The organism is Rhodococcus sp. MEB064 (assembly GCF_000834565.1).
In the GTDB taxonomy this organism is placed as follows: domain Bacteria; phylum Actinomycetota; class Actinomycetes; order Mycobacteriales; family Mycobacteriaceae; genus Rhodococcoides.
This window is the reverse complement of the sequence record NZ_JXQS01000009.1, coordinates 118,766-132,711: the sequence shown is the minus strand read 5'-3', so window position 1 is coordinate 132,711 and position 13,946 is coordinate 118,766. Positions and strand designations below refer to the sequence as shown.

General features: G+C 65.7%; 14 protein-coding genes and 1 pseudogene. 9 read left to right on the top strand and 6 right to left on the bottom strand.

Annotated elements, in window-relative coordinates; translation table 11 throughout:
• Nucleotides 1-126: 126 nt before the first annotated feature.
• Nucleotides 127-1,116 (top strand): GGDEF domain-containing protein, encoded by a 990-nt coding sequence (locus tag RU01_RS05535; RefSeq protein ID WP_197074692.1) that lies wholly within the window; start codon nt 127-129, stop codon nt 1,114-1,116.
• A 19-nt stretch (nt 1,117-1,135) separates the two neighbouring features.
• Complete coding sequence (locus RU01_RS05530) at nt 1,136-1,417, top strand: hypothetical protein (RefSeq protein ID WP_042573510.1); 282 nt, start codon at nt 1,136-1,138, stop codon at nt 1,415-1,417.
• Here RU01_RS05530 and RU01_RS05525 read toward each other — a convergent pair.
• Entirely contained in the window at nt 1,407-1,982 is a 576-nt protein-coding gene (locus tag RU01_RS05525; protein WP_042573509.1) for a TerD family protein, read from the bottom strand. The two genes, RU01_RS05530 and RU01_RS05525, sit on opposite strands and share 11 nt — an antisense overlap.
• 174 nt (nt 1,983-2,156) lie before the next feature.
• Between RU01_RS05525 and lysX the strand changes: the two genes are divergently transcribed.
• Genes lysX through RU01_RS05510 form a run of 3 tightly spaced genes read left to right on the top strand, consistent with a single transcriptional unit; the run spans nt 2,157 to nt 7,287 of the window.
• Complete coding sequence (lysX, locus tag RU01_RS05520) at nt 2,157-5,477, top strand: bifunctional lysylphosphatidylglycerol synthetase/lysine--tRNA ligase LysX (protein WP_042573508.1); 3,321 nt, start codon at nt 2,157-2,159, stop codon at nt 5,475-5,477.
• 17 nt (nt 5,478-5,494) lie between these two features.
• Nucleotides 5,495-6,373 carry an alpha/beta fold hydrolase gene (locus RU01_RS05515; RefSeq protein WP_231568603.1) on the top strand — a complete coding sequence of 293 codons (879 nt, stop codon included), beginning with the start codon at nt 5,495-5,497 and terminating at the stop codon, nt 6,371-6,373.
• A 26-nt stretch (nt 6,374-6,399) separates the two neighbouring features.
• On the top strand, nt 6,400-7,287 hold the full coding sequence (locus RU01_RS05510; RefSeq protein ID WP_042573506.1) for an oxygenase MpaB family protein: 888 nt from the start codon (nt 6,400-6,402) through the stop codon (nt 7,285-7,287).
• A gap of 550 nt (nt 7,288-7,837) precedes the next feature.
• On the opposite strand, the gene RU01_RS22770 is transcribed toward RU01_RS05510, so the two are convergent.
• Genes RU01_RS22770 through RU01_RS05505 form a run of 3 tightly spaced genes read right to left on the bottom strand, consistent with a single transcriptional unit; the run spans nt 7,838 to nt 8,567 of the window.
• Nucleotides 7,838-8,005, bottom strand: coding sequence for a hypothetical protein (locus RU01_RS22770; protein WP_156148802.1), 168 nt, complete (start codon nt 8,003-8,005; stop codon nt 7,838-7,840).
• Complete coding sequence (locus RU01_RS22765; protein WP_156148801.1) at nt 8,005-8,145, bottom strand: hypothetical protein; 141 nt, start codon at nt 8,143-8,145, stop codon at nt 8,005-8,007. Before RU01_RS22765 ends, RU01_RS22770 begins: the two co-directional genes overlap by 1 nt.
• The gene (locus tag RU01_RS05505; protein WP_042573505.1) at nt 8,142-8,567 is read right to left on the bottom strand and encodes a hypothetical protein; all 426 of its coding nucleotides are present in this window, start codon (nt 8,565-8,567) and stop codon (nt 8,142-8,144) included. The genes RU01_RS22765 and RU01_RS05505 overlap by 4 nt, the downstream gene beginning before the upstream one ends.
• A 938-nt stretch (nt 8,568-9,505) precedes the next feature.
• On the opposite strand from RU01_RS05505, the gene RU01_RS05500 reads away from it, so the two are divergent.
• The 4 genes from RU01_RS05500 to RU01_RS22040 all read left to right on the top strand — a co-directional run bounded on the left by RU01_RS05500 (nt 9,506) and on the right by RU01_RS22040 (nt 12,588).
• A complete protein-coding gene (locus tag RU01_RS05500; RefSeq protein WP_052493134.1) occupies nt 9,506-10,585 on the top strand; it encodes a hypothetical protein in 1,080 nt (359 codons plus the stop codon).
• A 173-nt stretch (nt 10,586-10,758) separates the two neighbouring features.
• Complete coding sequence (locus RU01_RS05495; protein WP_156148800.1) at nt 10,759-11,232, top strand: hypothetical protein; 474 nt, start codon at nt 10,759-10,761, stop codon at nt 11,230-11,232.
• Nucleotides 11,229-11,786 (top strand): hypothetical protein, encoded by a 558-nt coding sequence (locus tag RU01_RS05490; RefSeq protein WP_042573503.1) that lies wholly within the window; start codon nt 11,229-11,231, stop codon nt 11,784-11,786. Before RU01_RS05495 ends, RU01_RS05490 begins: the two co-directional genes overlap by 4 nt.
• 103 nt (nt 11,787-11,889) lie before the next feature.
• Nucleotides 11,890-12,588: a restriction endonuclease gene (locus tag RU01_RS22040; protein ID WP_052493133.1), complete on the top strand. Its 699-nt coding sequence runs from the start codon at nt 11,890-11,892 to the stop codon at nt 12,586-12,588.
• A 452-nt stretch (nt 12,589-13,040) separates the two neighbouring features.
• Here RU01_RS22040 and RU01_RS05480 read toward each other — a convergent pair whose 3' ends face one another.
• Both RU01_RS05480 and RU01_RS22760 read right to left on the bottom strand, forming a co-directional pair.
• On the bottom strand, nt 13,041-13,556 hold the full coding sequence (locus tag RU01_RS05480) for a hypothetical protein (protein WP_156148799.1): 516 nt from the start codon (nt 13,554-13,556) through the stop codon (nt 13,041-13,043).
• A gap of 210 nt (nt 13,557-13,766) precedes the next feature.
• Nucleotides 13,767-13,919: pseudogene (locus RU01_RS22760) on the bottom strand (lytic transglycosylase domain-containing protein); the annotation flags it as partial.
• Nucleotides 13,920-13,946: the final 27 nt, after the last annotated feature.

Here is a 13,946-nt window from a genome sequence, read left to right as displayed (position 1 = left end):
ACTCTCACGCACCGTCCGAGGGACAGTGCCCTCCGGGTCGTCCACCGCTGGTTGACCACCCCGCACGATTTCGACTGGATCTTCACGCACCACTCGACCCGGCCGATTCACGGAATGATTCGCGGCGTGTTCGCCGCGGCAGTGGTCCTGAACATCACCGTGTCCATGCTGATGCTGTTCTCCCCGAACGGTCCGTCCGGCACGTGGCAGGTTGCCTGGGTTCTCTTCGTGCTGGTGCTGCAGATCGCCGTGATCGTCTGGGCTCTGACGGGACCCGTTCCGGACACGAAACTGCAGTTCTTGGCATTCCTCGTCTTCGGAGACGTGGGCATCACGTCGGTCATCCTTCTCGACACCCCGACATCGGCCCTGATCGGCTCGTTCCTGTTCGCGATCAACGGCGCGCTGTGCACGTTCTTCCTCAGTCCGCGAGTCCTGGTCGCCCACATCGCCTTCACCAACTCGGTGATCATCCTGATCGGCGCGATGGCGTACTACCAGGGTCTGTGGGGGCCGTACGACGCCATCGCCGCCGTTCTGGTGGCGGCCGGCGCGTCGAGCGGCGTCTCGATCTTCGCGTCCATCGCGTGGTCGTTGGTCTCCACCGATGCGAAGGCGTCGGACATCGATTCGCTGACCGGAGTGGCGAACCGTCGAGGGCTGCAGAACTCCGTGGAGGACCTGTGGCTCTCCGCGATCGATCGATCCGTTCCGCTCGTCGTCGTCATGGTCGACATCGACCGTTTCAAGAGCGTCAACGACAGATTCGGGCACGAGCAGGGTGATTCCGTCATCGTGCTGTTCGCCGCGCGTCTCGCCGACCTGTTCTCCGACCACGGGGTCGTCGCCCGGACCGGCGGTGAGGAATTCGTGGCGGTGATGACCGACGCCGCGGGCAACCTCGAGTCCGTAGTCGCCCGGATCAACGACGCCGTGCACGATCGGGAGGATCCGATTCCGGTGACGGCCAGTGTGGGCGTCGCCGTCCTGACCCCGGACTCACCGTTGTGGCAGAGCGGTCCCTCGGCCATCGAACGCGCCACCCGTGGTGCCGACTCGATGATGTACCGAGCCAAAGCAGCAGGTGGCCACCGCCTGCTGTCCACGTATTTGTGATGAAGGGCCGACGCTCCGCATGAACCAGATCTTCCACTCGCTCGTGGTGCTGAACGCGCTGTTCGCCGCGTCCGCGTGGTGCCTTGCGCGCCCCAACGCGCTGTCGGTCGTCGCACTGCTCACCGCGTCGGTGGCCGAGGTGTTCTTGAACGGCCCGCTCGAGGGGCGGGTATTGGTCGTGTTCACCCGCTACCACGGCATCACCGAGTCCGACCTGCTGGCGGTCGTCGGTGTGGCCATCGCCGCGGCCGGCCTCGTCCGCATGAAGCGAAGGGCCGACCGCGAGAAGGTCAGACGGTGATGCCGAAGTCCCGTGCGATTCCCGCGAGACCCGAGGCGTAACCCTGGCCGACTGCGCGGAACTTCCACTCGGCACCGTTGCGGTACAGCTCGCCGAAGACCATCGCGGTCTCGGTCGAGGCGTCCTCGGTGAGGTCGTAGCGGGCCAACTCGGTGCCGTTCGACTTGTCGATGACGCGGATGTACGCGCCGCGCACCTGGCCGAAGGACTGCGAGCGCGCGTCCGCCTCGTAGATGGAGACGGGGAACGTCACGATGTCCACGGTGGACGGCACGGCGGCCAGGTCGACGTCGATGACCTCGTCGTCGCCGTCGCCCTCACCGGTCTTGTTGTCACCGGTGTGCTGGATGGAACCGTCGGGCGTCTTCAGGTTGTTGAAGAAGACGAAGTACTCGTTACCCGGAGCCTTCTTGTCCGGTCCCAGGGCGATCGCACTGGCGTCGAGGTCGAAGTCGGTTCCCGTGGTGGTCCGCAGATCCCACCCCAGTCCGACGGACACGGCCGTCAGGTTCGGTGCTGCCTTGGTGAGTGAGACATTGCCGCCCTTGGTCAAGCTGACGCCCATGGTGATGAATCCCTTCGTCGTTTTCGACCGATAAGTCCTGTTGGACCGGTGCTGTCCCGCCAACGAACCCGACGGCGATCCGGTTCCCCGGGCGACGTCACCGGAACAAGCACGCGCCGTGGGACAAGTCGTTGCATAGTTGTCTTCGCACGCCGCGCTGCAGGAGGAGCTCACATGTCCACGACCCAGACGGCATCCCCGCTGTCCGACGCGACGCGGGTCGCCAAGGCGGACCGACGCTCGCGCCACAAGGGCCGGTTCCGCAACGTTCCGCACCACGTGGGTCTGGCACTGGGCATCTACGCGACGATCGTCCTGCTGTGGAGTCTGTCGCCGGCACTACGCGCCCTCGTGCGTGTGCCGCGGGAGTGGATCGACGCCTACGTCATCGATGCGCCGGACACGAGCCTGTCGTACGGACTGGTGCTGGCACTGGTCGCCGCCGCCCTCTCCACGCGCAAGCGGATCGCCTGGAGGATCGCGGTGCTGTACGGAACGGCGTCCGCGGTCGTCAACGTCCTGACCCTCGTCGACGACGTCCGCAGCGCAGGGTCGTGGATCGGGCTGGCCCTGCAGGTGGCGGTCGTCGCGTTGCTGATCGCAGCACGCCCGGAGTTCGACACCAAGGTTCGACGGGGTGCCGGCTGGAAGGCGATCGGCGTGCTCGCCGCGGGTCTGGTGATCGGAATCCTCATCGGATGGGCGCTGCTCGAAGCCTTTCCCGGCAGCCTCCCCCGCGGAGAGACGTTCCTCTGGTCACTGAACAGGGTGGCCGGCCTCGCTCTGGTGGACAACGAGCAGTTCAGCGGGCGGCCTCACGGTTTCCTGAACTTCCTCCTCGGCCTCTTCGCCTTCCTCGCTCTCGCAGCGGCCGTGGTGACGCTGTTCAGGTCGCAGCGGGCGACCAACGCGCTGACAGGCACCGACGAGTCCGCATTGCGCGGGCTCATCGCTCGATCGGCGAACGACGACTCGTTGGCCTACTTCGCGACGCGTCGTGACAAGGCGGTCGTGTTCGCCCCCAACGGACGAGCGGCGATCACCTACCGCGTCGAAGTGGGCGTCTGCCTGGCCAGTGGTGACCCCATCGGGCACCAGGAAGCATGGCCGCACGCGATCGAGGCATGGCTCGAGATGTCGTCGCAGTACGGATGGGCCCCGGCGGTGATGGGGGCGAGCGAGACCGGTGCCGCGGCGTTCCGGAGAGCCGGTCTGACCGTCCTCGAGCTCGGTGACGAAGCGATTCTCCAGACGCGGTCCTTCGCCCTGAACGGGCCGGAGATGCGGCCCGTCCGCCAGGCGGTCAATCGCGCGAAAGGCAAAGGCGTCACGGTACGGATCCGTCGGCATCGGGACATCCCCGACGAGGAATGGCCGGCCATCGTCGAGCGGGCCGACGAGTGGCGCGACACCGAGACCGAGCGTGGGTTCTCGATGGCTCTCGGTCGCCTGGGCGATCCGCTCGACGGTGACTGCCTCCTCGTCGAAGCGGTGCTGAACGACGACCGGGTCGTCGGCACCCTGTCCCTGGTGCCCTGGGGGAGCAACGGAGCATCGTTGGATCTGATGCGCCGAGACCCGCACTCGCCCAACGGCACCGTCGAGCTGATGGTGTCCGAACTGGCGGCGCGCTCCGACACGGTGGGGATCACCAAGGTCTCGCTGAACTTCGCGGTCTTCCGATCCGTCTTCGAGGCCGGTGGCAGGATCGGCGCGGGACCCGTTCTGCGCCTGTGGCGTTCGACGTTGGTGTTCTTCTCCCGATGGTGGCAGCTCGAGGCCCTCTACCGATCGAACCTGAAGTACCAGCCCGAGTGGGTGCCCCGGTACCTCTGCTTCGAGGACAACCGCGACCTGCCCAAGGTGGGCACGGCGTCGGCCATCGCGGAAGGATTCCTGACTCTGCCGGGCCTGGGTGCGAAGGCACACACCGGAACCCGCGAGGCAGTTCCGGCCGCGCTGCTCGAGGCCGGCTCGCTGCACGCGGACGGGAGTGAGCCCGACGACGTCGCCGCCGTCGATCACGCCGGACCCCGACGTCCCGAGCAGGTGCGCGTCAGGTTGGCCAAGCTGGACCGGATCTCCCGCAGTGGTGTCGACGCGTATCCCACAGCGCACCCACCGACACACACGATCGTCGACGCGTCCCGGTCACCCGAGGGGACGACGGTGAGGATCGCGGGAAGGTTGCTGCGGGTGCGGGACTACGGCGGCGTCGTGTTCGGCCTGGTCCGCGACTGGAGCGGTGACCTGCAGATCCTGCTCGACCGCGAGCGTGTCGGGCGAGATCGCCTGACGCAGTTCGCCTCCGACTTCGATCTGGGTGACCTGATCTCCTGCACCGGCGTGGTCGGACGCAGCCGCAACGGCGCCTTGGCTCTGCTGGTCGCCGACTGGCGGATGAACGCGAAGTCGCTGCATCCGTTGCCCGACAAGTACCGCGGCCTGACCGATCCCGAATCGCGGGTCCGCCAGCGGTACGTCGACATGGAGATCAACCCTCGCGCGCGCGAGTTGATGCGCGCCCGCAGTGCCGTCGTGAAGTCGCTTCGTGACACCCTCGGCGAGCGCGGCTTCATGGAGGTGGAAACACCTGTGCTGCAACAGATCCACGGCGGGGCGAATGCTGCTCCGTTCCTCACCCACATCAATGCCTACAACCTCGACCTGTATCTCCGCATCGCGCCCGAGCTGTATCTCAAGCGACTGTGTGTGGGCGGTATGGAGAAGGTGTTCGAGATCGGTCGGGTGTTCCGCAACGAGGGCGCGGACTTCAAGCACAATCCCGAGTTCACGATCCTCGAGGCCTACGAGGCGCACAGCGATTACGAAGAAGCAATGGTGTTGTGCCGTCAGCTCATTCAGCGAGCTGCTGTCGCCGCGCACGGCCGCGAGATCATCCACCGTCCCGCCGAGGACGGAACGATGACCGAGATCGACATCTCGGGCGAGTGGCCGGTGAAGACCATGCACGGCGCCGTGGCCGAGAAGCTCGGAGAAGACGTCGGACCCGAGACGTCCCTCGAGGAGCTCCAGCGGCTCTGCGACCTCCACGACGTTCCGTATCAGTCGACGTGGGACAAGGGGGCGGTCGCCCAGGAGATGTACGAACACCTCGTCGAGGACTTCACCGAGTTCCCGACGTTCTACACCAACTTCCCCACGTCGATGTCGCCCCTCACCCGTCCGCACCGCAGCATCGACGGTGTCGCCGAGAAGTGGGATCTCGTGGCGTGGGGTGTCGAGCTCGGCACCGCGTACAGCGAGCTGACCGACCCCGTCGATCAGCGAGCCCGGTTGACCGAGCAGTCGATGCTCGCATCGGGCGGTGACCCCGAAGCCATGGAACTCGACGAAGATTTCCTCCAGGCCCTCGAACACGGGATGCCGCCGACGGGCGGTCTGGGAATGGGTGTGGATCGCGTCGTCATGCTCATCACCGGCGGCAGCATCCGGGAGACGTTGGCGTTTCCGCTCGCCAAACCCCGTACGTGAACGCTGGAATGTTTCACATGAAACCGAGCCATGGACGGTTCGTCGACGTCCTCGGGACGTCGGTACACGTAGTCCTGGCGGGGCCGGAGGAGTTCAATCACCCGCCCGTGATCCTGTGCGGCGGCCTGGCGTCCACGTGGCACGACTGGATCGACGTCTCCGCTCTGCTGACCGACGCCGGCCGTCGAAGCATCGTCATCGACCGACCCGGGTTCGGTGAGAGCGAGCCCCTTCCCGCCGGTCGCGTACCCACCGTCGACGAGGAAGCCCGACGCATCGAGGCGGTGCTCGACGCGCTCGGCATCGACGATCCGGTCGTCCTGGTCGGCCACTCGATGGCGGGGTTCTACGTCGAAGCATTCGCCCGCCTGTTCCCTGAGCGGACGGCAGGGTTGGTGCTCCTCGATGCGAGCGTCGAGAAGCGGCCGGGGGCTCTCGTTCCTCCTGCTGTCCGGATCCCGATCGCTCGTGCGCTGGCGCGGGTGGCCTCGGCGATCGGCGTGCAGTGGCTGTTGGCCGACGCGGTCAGGCACGTGCTGACGCAGGCGATCCCCCCCGACGGCTATGCGCCCGAGAGGATCGACGACCTGCGTCGCATCTATCGCCGACCGTCCTACCTGACAGCGGCGACCGTCGAGTACGCCGTCTACGTCGACCTGGCGATCGAGCTGAATCGTCTTCGCCGTCGAACGCCGATGCCGGCAGTTCCGGTCGTCGTCGCCGCGGCGCACACCGGACGCCGGACGCCGTGGGGAGCGCAGTGGCTCCGCCGCCAGCAGCGACTGGCCCGCTACCTCGGCGGCCGCTTCGCCGTGGTGTCGCCGTCGCACCACCACGCCATGATCGATCAGCCCCGGCGAGTCGCGGCGCTGGTGAGAACTGTCTCCGTCGGCTGATCGTCGCGCGAGCGCACACTGGAGAGATGAACCCTCTCAGTTCCGTCCAGCAGCGCGTCGGCGAGACCATCTTCGCTCGCATCGCGGGCGACGAGGGTCCCGCACGACGCGACCGCATCCACCTCTCCACCGGACCCCGACGCTACGGCCCGGACTCCGCGGTGCATCGCGTGCACAGCGACGCGTCGATGTTCGTCGGCGGCATGCGCGCTCTCCTGCTGCAGTCCCTGCACCCTCTCGCGATGGCGGCGGTCGACCAGCATTCCGGATACCGCGGCGACCCCTGGGGACGCCTGCAGCGCACCAGCACCTTCCTCGCCGAGACCACGTTCGGCACCATCGAGGACGCCGACCGAGCCATCCGCATCGTCAATGCGGTGCACAAGCGCATCACCGGTACCGCGCCGGACGGTCGTCCCTACGCGGCGTCGGACCCCCACCTGATCCGCTGGGTCCACGTCGCCGAGATCGACAGCTTCCTCCGTGCGCACGACCGCTACGGCGCGCACCCACTCGACGCTGCCGGCCGTGATGCGTACGTGCGAGAGACAGCTTGGGTCGCGAGGGGGCTCGGAGCGGTCGACATTCCGGAGACGGTGGCCGAACTCGACGAGATGCTGGCCCTGTACCGGCCGGAACTGAAGGGCACCGCCGCGGCACGCAGCACCGCGCGCTTCATCCTGCTCAACCCGCCGATTCCGCTCGCGGTGCGGCCGGCCTACGGGCTCCTGTCCACGGTGGCGGTGTCGATGATGCCCTGGTGGACGCGACTTCCTCTCCGGCTCCCCTACCTGCCGCTCACCGAGGCGACGGCAGTGCGTGCCAGCGGAATGGCCGTCACGACGGCGATCCGGTGGGCACTCGGATCCGTACCGCCGCCCCAGCACGACGAGGGTGCTCGACAGGCGAGCTGAACCCGATCGCGGGTTGTGCCCGGGCCACGAATCTCCTCGAAGTAGATGAGTTCTCGCGGTTGTCTCAGTAGTTTTCGACCACGCTCATGCAACTGGACAGTGCATTTGCGCGGTGGTCTCATGACGTGGTCCGTCTCGTGGATGCGTGCCCGCGGCTGCACGAACATGTCGATCGCCAACGCCGCCGCCTTGCCCATACGAGGCCCGGCGAGGAAGAACAGCATGTCCTCCCAGGACATGAACAATTTCTCCCGGCCACGCACGGTGCGCCCCACCACCGCTCCGGTGTCCCGGTCGGACAGTGTTTTCACCATCGCGAGGTCGGGGCGGAGCTGACGTGCGCGGGTGCGGGCCTGATTGCCGGTGACGCCGGTCAGCTCCGATGGCGACGCCATCAGCTTGGCCTTGGCGTCGACCGCCGTGGTCCTACCCCGCGGCGGTCGACCGCGATGCCGATCAATGCTGCGACGACGAAGATTGCGGCCAGGACCAGGACGACGGTGGACAGAGTCGGCCACGTCAGGGAGCCGGCCGCGACCTCGATCAGCGCCTAGACTAGATCGCCCGGCACCAGAGCCCCGGTGCCGGCGGCGACGTGACCGGCCCACAGTGCCCCGTAGGACACCAGCAGCAGCGCGATCAGCGCCAAGATTCCGACCAGCGGGGGCATCGACGACTGTGTGCCCGCGCCGCGGGCGGTTGCGGCGTTCTTGGCCATCACAGGTCCACCCCGTCGTCCAGGTTTCGAGACCCGGTGCGGTTGAGTTCCATGATGTCGGCGACGTCGTCGCTGTTGTCGAGGTACTGGCCCGTCGCCGCGGCACCGGCCGGCGGAGCCGCAAGCTCGGCGCGGGTCACCGGCTCACAGGACGGTTCGACGACAGCTTCAAGGCCGTCCTCGGCGACGCGGTCTCGAACTCCGCGGCAAGCAGCATCTCAAGTGCGTCAGTGCCCGCCGGCTCAGGTGTCGGGGCGTCGGTGCCGGAGTTGAAGTCCGCGCGCAGGTGGTCGACGTCGACACCGGAGTCGACCAGGCGCTCGTGCCAGGCCGATTCGTAGGCGTCGGCGCGCATCGACGCCATCAACGCATGTTCCGACGGTGCGGTGTCCATCTCGGCGCGGGCTGTCGCGGCGACCACCGCTGCGGCGCCGGCGCACGCGGCGAGCCTGCCGATCGAGGCGTCGGTGGCGGCCGGGGCGAGCGCGCACGCACCTGACCATTCGCGTCGCTGAGAGCGTTCGGTGCGGGTGGTGCGTTCGTCGAGACTGCGGCGGGTCACGGCCCGGACGGCGGCGGCGCGGGCACGGACGTACGCCTCGCGGGTGATCCGAGTGTTACTGCGAATATTCGAAATGAAGGGCCTCACTGTGAGCGTCGGCCAGCTCACGACCCGGTTGTCCCGCGCGATGCGAACGCGCAGAGACCACGGTCGTGTTGGATGGACGCTCGACCGTGACCCTCATCGACGGTCGAACAGGTATCAGCGTAGGGCAGCAACAATACTGGAGGGCGCTTGTGTCTTTGGCGTTGAATGGCCCCGTGACACCGTTCCTCCGGAAAACGATGCAGAACATGCACGAAATTGAATCCTTACATGTAAGCATTAATCATTTCGTCGGACTGGCGGCGGCACACCGGCTGTAGACGGCTGGTTCAACACTCATTGTGCGAGCGGAACGCGGATGGTGAAGTATTGTGTTGCGGGCCGCAATGCGGATGAGCCTTGATGTGTCGTCGGGCTGGCGTGCTGGCATGGGTTGACCGAGATTGTAATTCGCGCGGGCCGCGGTGAGAGCCTGGCTACGGTCAGGCGGTCGACGTCGCTCGGTTTGGCGCCGGGTTCCACGGCCCGTGCAGGCCGATCCAATCGAAGTCGGGACCGAGTGCACGCTCGGACAACACCGGCGAGCCAAACCGTCGAGTCGCCGACCACGCAGCGGCGGTCGGTTTCGGTCAAGGGGCCTGGCGGCACCGTGACGAGAGAAGTGCAAGAGGCCGAAATGCCAATGCTGTAACACCAAGTGTTGTGTTGCCTTGCACTGTCGGACACTAGGTGTAGCGTTTCAGAGCAGACCGATGACCCCGATTCAATATCTGCCGGGGCAGCGGAACTCGGGGTCACCGGCTGAACTTGGCGGTTCTCGGCATACGTAACCTCGAGTGTGGTGCACGTCAAAATATGCGCATCCACCCGCTGCCTCCGACGGTGGGAGAGCTATGTACCAGTACACGAGTGCAACCGACGGAATCGAACTCGCAAGCTCGAGCTCGAAGCAAACACTGCTGCAAGTCCTCCAGGAGGCGCGGGAGCGCATTCAGGTCAACGATGACGAGCTGGATGAAGCGCGGCGTCGAAGGGATCTGCTGGCCGGCACTTTGAAGGCCGAGTTCGGCGCGGACAGCCGAACGTATGTCAACGGGTCGATCGCCCACGGCGACGCACTCACCCCCCTGACCGACATCGATCTCGGCATCGTCATTCCGAACCCCGACGGTGTCTATGGCCCGCTCGGCAAGGGACCGGCCGAGCTGCAGAATAGAGCTGCTGCAGCGATACGAGCTGCACACAAGAGCGAGTTTCCCAATCTTCGCGTGTATGTGAACGGACGGAAGCGATCCGTGTACGTCTCGTTCGGAGACCCAGTGGATCCGGACGTTACCGACTTCAGCGCAGACGTAATCGTCGCGCTCGATGACGGGACGGGGGCGGGCCTATGGATTCCGCACTACGACACCTGGGACCGCTCCGCTCCGGAGACCCACACCACGTTGGTCCGAGCTGCTGCCAAAAGCAGCGGTTACAACTACTCCCGCACCGTCCGACTCCTCAAGCACTGGTCCCGCCGGCATTCAAAGCCGCTGTGCAGCTGGAACGTCAAAGCGTTGGGTCTGGACAGCCTCGCTGACTCGATGAACCAACTCGAAGGAATGCTGGCGTGGTTCGACCATGCCATCGACGACCTCACGTGGAGAGACACTCCTGACCCCGCGAACGTGGCCGGCGCAATCGGCGTCCCGGGTGATCGGTCCGAGCTCGTCGATAAACTGAGGAAGGCGCAGGACAAGCTCGTCGAGGCCATCACCCACGAGAAGGACGGTTACAACGTTCTCGCCGTCGAGGCGCTTTCTAGTTTCTTCAACGACAAGGACATGCTCCCACCACCGGAGGCCAAGGAGGTCACCGCTCAGCAGCTGAAGAGGACCGCCGACATGAGAGCGGCGCGGCCGTCTCGGTTGTCCGTGGGCGATCGGCCGCAGACCCGGAGCCGGACGCCGACTAGATCGTGGGCACCGTGAGTGCCTCTCCCGATCGTCGGTCGCGCCGCAGAGTCGGAGCTAGGCCGCCGTCTCCGCGTAATCAGCGAGTGAGCTCCAAAGGGTTGAGAACACTGCATGCGCTCCGTCCCGGGCATCCGGACTACAGACCCGCGGACTGGCGAACGCTGCTTCGACTGAACAGGAGGGTGGCGGTGCCCGCACCTTGGTACGGATCGCGCCCGGCATGGCGGATCCATCTCGAGTCCGCTGCCCGCAAGGAGTTCGGGCGGCAATTGCGGGCCACCGAAGGACCTCACGCCTTGGAGTACCGGGTCGCGCTGGATGTGTTCGGGCCGAACGACCTGGTCGAAGCGACGGTCGTGTTCTACGCCGAGCCGTCCTACGACACCTACGGTCTGCTTGCACAGGACTATCCCCGAGTCTGGGCGCAACGCGGTCTCCCCTCGAAACACCGGATGCCGATGGACGATGCGCTCTGCATGTACTACCCCGATGACCCACCCGCGGAACGGTGGACGAGCGAGAAAGGCCTGCTGGATCTGCTCGACCTCGTTGTCGATCATTTGGGATACGAGGCGCACTGGCGAGCAACCGGGGGACACGATGGCGGCGGCATCTGGCTGGGCGCCGAGGCCGAGCACGGCATCGCCGACGATGCAGCATGACAACCCTCGGTGATTGTGCGGGGAAGTGCATGCAGGGTGCAGGTCAGGGGACCGATTGGACGGGCTCCGCCGCTACGCTTCTCGCGGCCTCGCTGGCAGCATTGGTCGCGGTGGTCGGCTACGTCATCCAACGAAAAGTGACCCGCAGGAGCGAGAGGGCTGACCTGTACGCAAATGCGATCGGCGCAGTCGAGGCGTATCTGGAAGGCCCGTATCGCATCCGGCGTAAAACGAAGGACCCCAGTAACTGGTCTGCGCTGTCCAGCGCACTTTCGGATTGCAAGACCGCGGTCTCGCACCACCAAGCGCTGCTCCAACTGCACGCACCGAAGGCTGTTTCCGACGCGTACGACCAGTTTGCACACGCGGCGCAGCGCGAGGCGGGCCCACAGATGACGGAGGCGTGGTCAATGCCCCCGCTGAAGAAACCGCGCGAGGTTCCCCTCGGAACCGGTTACGGCCGCGTCACGTCGGATGCCAGACGCGCGGACCTGGTTGCTGCCATGTCGGCGGACCTGGACGCGATCGGGTCATGGTGGCGGCTGCTCAAGTAGCAGTTTGCTGTCGAACGACCCGCTAGGTGAGGCGCGACTGCACGAGCTGCAAGCGCGCTCATACGGTCGCCGCTGTGCGTGCAGGGAAAGATAGTCTGAGCACATGGTGCCCGCGTGGAAGAGCTATCAAGAAGCGACCGCGGAGCATTATCGGGAGTTGGGGTTGTCCGCCGAAACTGACGTTAGCTTGGACGGTGTGCGCGGAAAGCACGCGGTAGATGTGGCCGTTCGTGGGAGCCGAGCAGGGGTCGACTTCCTCTGGGTGGTCGAATGCAAGTTCTGGAATCGCGCCGTACCGAAGGCAACGGTCGCCACGTTGGCGACGATCGTGTCTGACGTGGGAGCAGACCGCGGAATCATCCTCAGCCGAAGGGGTTTCCAATCAGGAGCTCCTGCCATGGCGCGCGGTAGCAACATGACCCTCACCAGTCTAGAAGAACTCCAAAGCAGTACAACCAGAGAGAAAATCGAGTATCGGTGCGAACAAATAAATCGAAGATGCGACCGCATTAGAACTGTTATCCATGCGAATGGCCTGGACCGACTTCGCAATCCCAACGACAACCCACTCGATTGGCCGGACATCCTGTTGGGTGCGAAAGCCAACGCTCTGAAGACGGCCACAGCAGAGGCCCTCGGTGATCGCTGGCCGGTCGGCCTCACGCACACCAGAGACGGGCTCGACGGGTACGCGTTTCCCGACAACATGGCCGACTTCCTCGTACTATGCGACTTCGTGCTGCGTAGTCTGGAGGAGCAACTCGATGAGCTCTTGAGCAAGTTGTCAACTGTAGAAGGTTGACGTCGGTCGGGGATGCAATCGGAGACTGCTACCAGCACCGGACGCGCGGGACGGACCGTAAACGCCGATTACTCACACTGAGATTAATCCGGGCGTTCGAACGAGCGAACACCGCGCGGGTTGGATCCAGCTGTAATGCTCCTGATGGCACGCTCGTTCGGTTGCGCGCGCACAACCGGGCGACCCTCGCTGGACACTCCCTCGGCTCGGGCCACCGGAGTCTGAACAGGCGGCTCTTGTCGTTGCCCCCGGTTAGCGGGCTGCCCGCGATTACTCACGTGTCTCAGCGCGGGTCTGGCCCTCGATCCGTCTACGGACGGCCTCGATGGTGCGCGTGCTGCCTTCGTAGTTTCCGACGAGCCGAGGGTTCGGCCGCACGGTGACTCTTGGCCGCGAAGCGTCATACTCGCTGGGCGGTGTCGTTGTCGTCGTCGTACTCATGCTCGCCTCCTCTACAGGTCGATGATAGCTGCGATGAAGAGCACCAGCACAGAGATCGCGAGGAACGTCGTGGTGACACGCAGCCGGAACAGCTTCTTCTTGAGGCGCGTCTCGGTCTCCTGGTAGATCGAGACTAGCGTGGACGCGATTTCGAACCGGCCCGTGTCCTCGTCGAGCGCGGAGTATTCCTCCAGCACCACCAGAGGGTCGAGGCCGGATGCGGTGTTGGGTGCAATCACAAGAGCGGCAGTGATCGCAGCGGCGCCGGCGAAAGCGGCGCCGATGATTTCCAGAACCGCGACACCAGCAGGGTTGCGTAGGACGATGCCCACGAGAAGGCCGGCGAACCCGAGGAGCACCCCGCCGCGTTGGTCGATACTGGTGACGCGGCGTTCCTGAGAATCAAGGGTGCGCTCTATCGTCGCGTGCACCATTTCGATGGCAGGGAGAGTGACTGTCGAACCCATTTGCGGCGCGGACGCTATCGGTTCGGGTCCAGTCAGAAAGGCCCGTAGGCGCGCATTCATGCGGCTCAGTGTGACTCGGGCCGTCGTTGCTGTGCTCACTGATGAATTAAAGCGCGGCCCTCGCTCGGGCGGGTACTGCGCAGACCGGCAGGTCTCGTCGCTTCGACCGCGGGAGGCTGGATGCGGGACAGAGGTTCGGGCTGCGAGCACGGTTGGCGGCGGTGGGGCCTCGGCGTTGGTGGGTGTCGAACACGGGTGCTCCTTGGCGGGTCATCGGGCGAAGTCGTAGTCGCCGGCGGTGGCGGTGGCGGTGGTGACGTAGTTCTGCGTCTCCGCATACGGCGGGATGCCGCCGAACTGCTGCACTGCACCGGGGCCGGCGTTGTAGCCGGCGAGCATCAGCTCCACCGGATCACCGCTAATGGCACCGGATTCCGTACCTGAGCGCAG

Coding starts and splice junctions, on each gene's coding strand:
- RU01_RS05515 (WP_231568603.1), top strand. CDS start 5,495: ATGAAACCGAGCCATGGACGGTTCGTCGACGTCCTCGGGACGTCGGTA.
- RU01_RS22040 (WP_052493133.1), top strand. CDS start 11,890: ATGGTGCCCGCGTGGAAGAGCTATCAAGAAGCGACCGCGGAGCATTAT.
- lysX (WP_042573508.1), top strand. CDS start 2,157: ATGTCCACGACCCAGACGGCATCCCCGCTGTCCGACGCGACGCGGGTC.
- RU01_RS05490 (WP_042573503.1), top strand. CDS start 11,229: ATGACAACCCTCGGTGATTGTGCGGGGAAGTGCATGCAGGGTGCAGGT.
- RU01_RS05500 (WP_052493134.1), top strand. CDS start 9,506: ATGTACCAGTACACGAGTGCAACCGACGGAATCGAACTCGCAAGCTCG.
- RU01_RS05530 (WP_042573510.1), top strand. CDS start 1,136: ATGAACCAGATCTTCCACTCGCTCGTGGTGCTGAACGCGCTGTTCGCC.
- RU01_RS05480 (WP_156148799.1), bottom strand. CDS start 13,556: ATGAATGCGCGCCTACGGGCCTTTCTGACTGGACCCGAACCGATAGCG.
- RU01_RS22770 (WP_156148802.1), bottom strand. CDS start 8,005: ATGGCCAAGAACGCCGCAACCGCCCGCGGCGCGGGCACACAGTCGTCG.
- RU01_RS05525 (WP_042573509.1), bottom strand. CDS start 1,982: ATGGGCGTCAGCTTGACCAAGGGCGGCAATGTCTCACTCACCAAGGCA.
- RU01_RS05510 (WP_042573506.1), top strand. CDS start 6,400: ATGAACCCTCTCAGTTCCGTCCAGCAGCGCGTCGGCGAGACCATCTTC.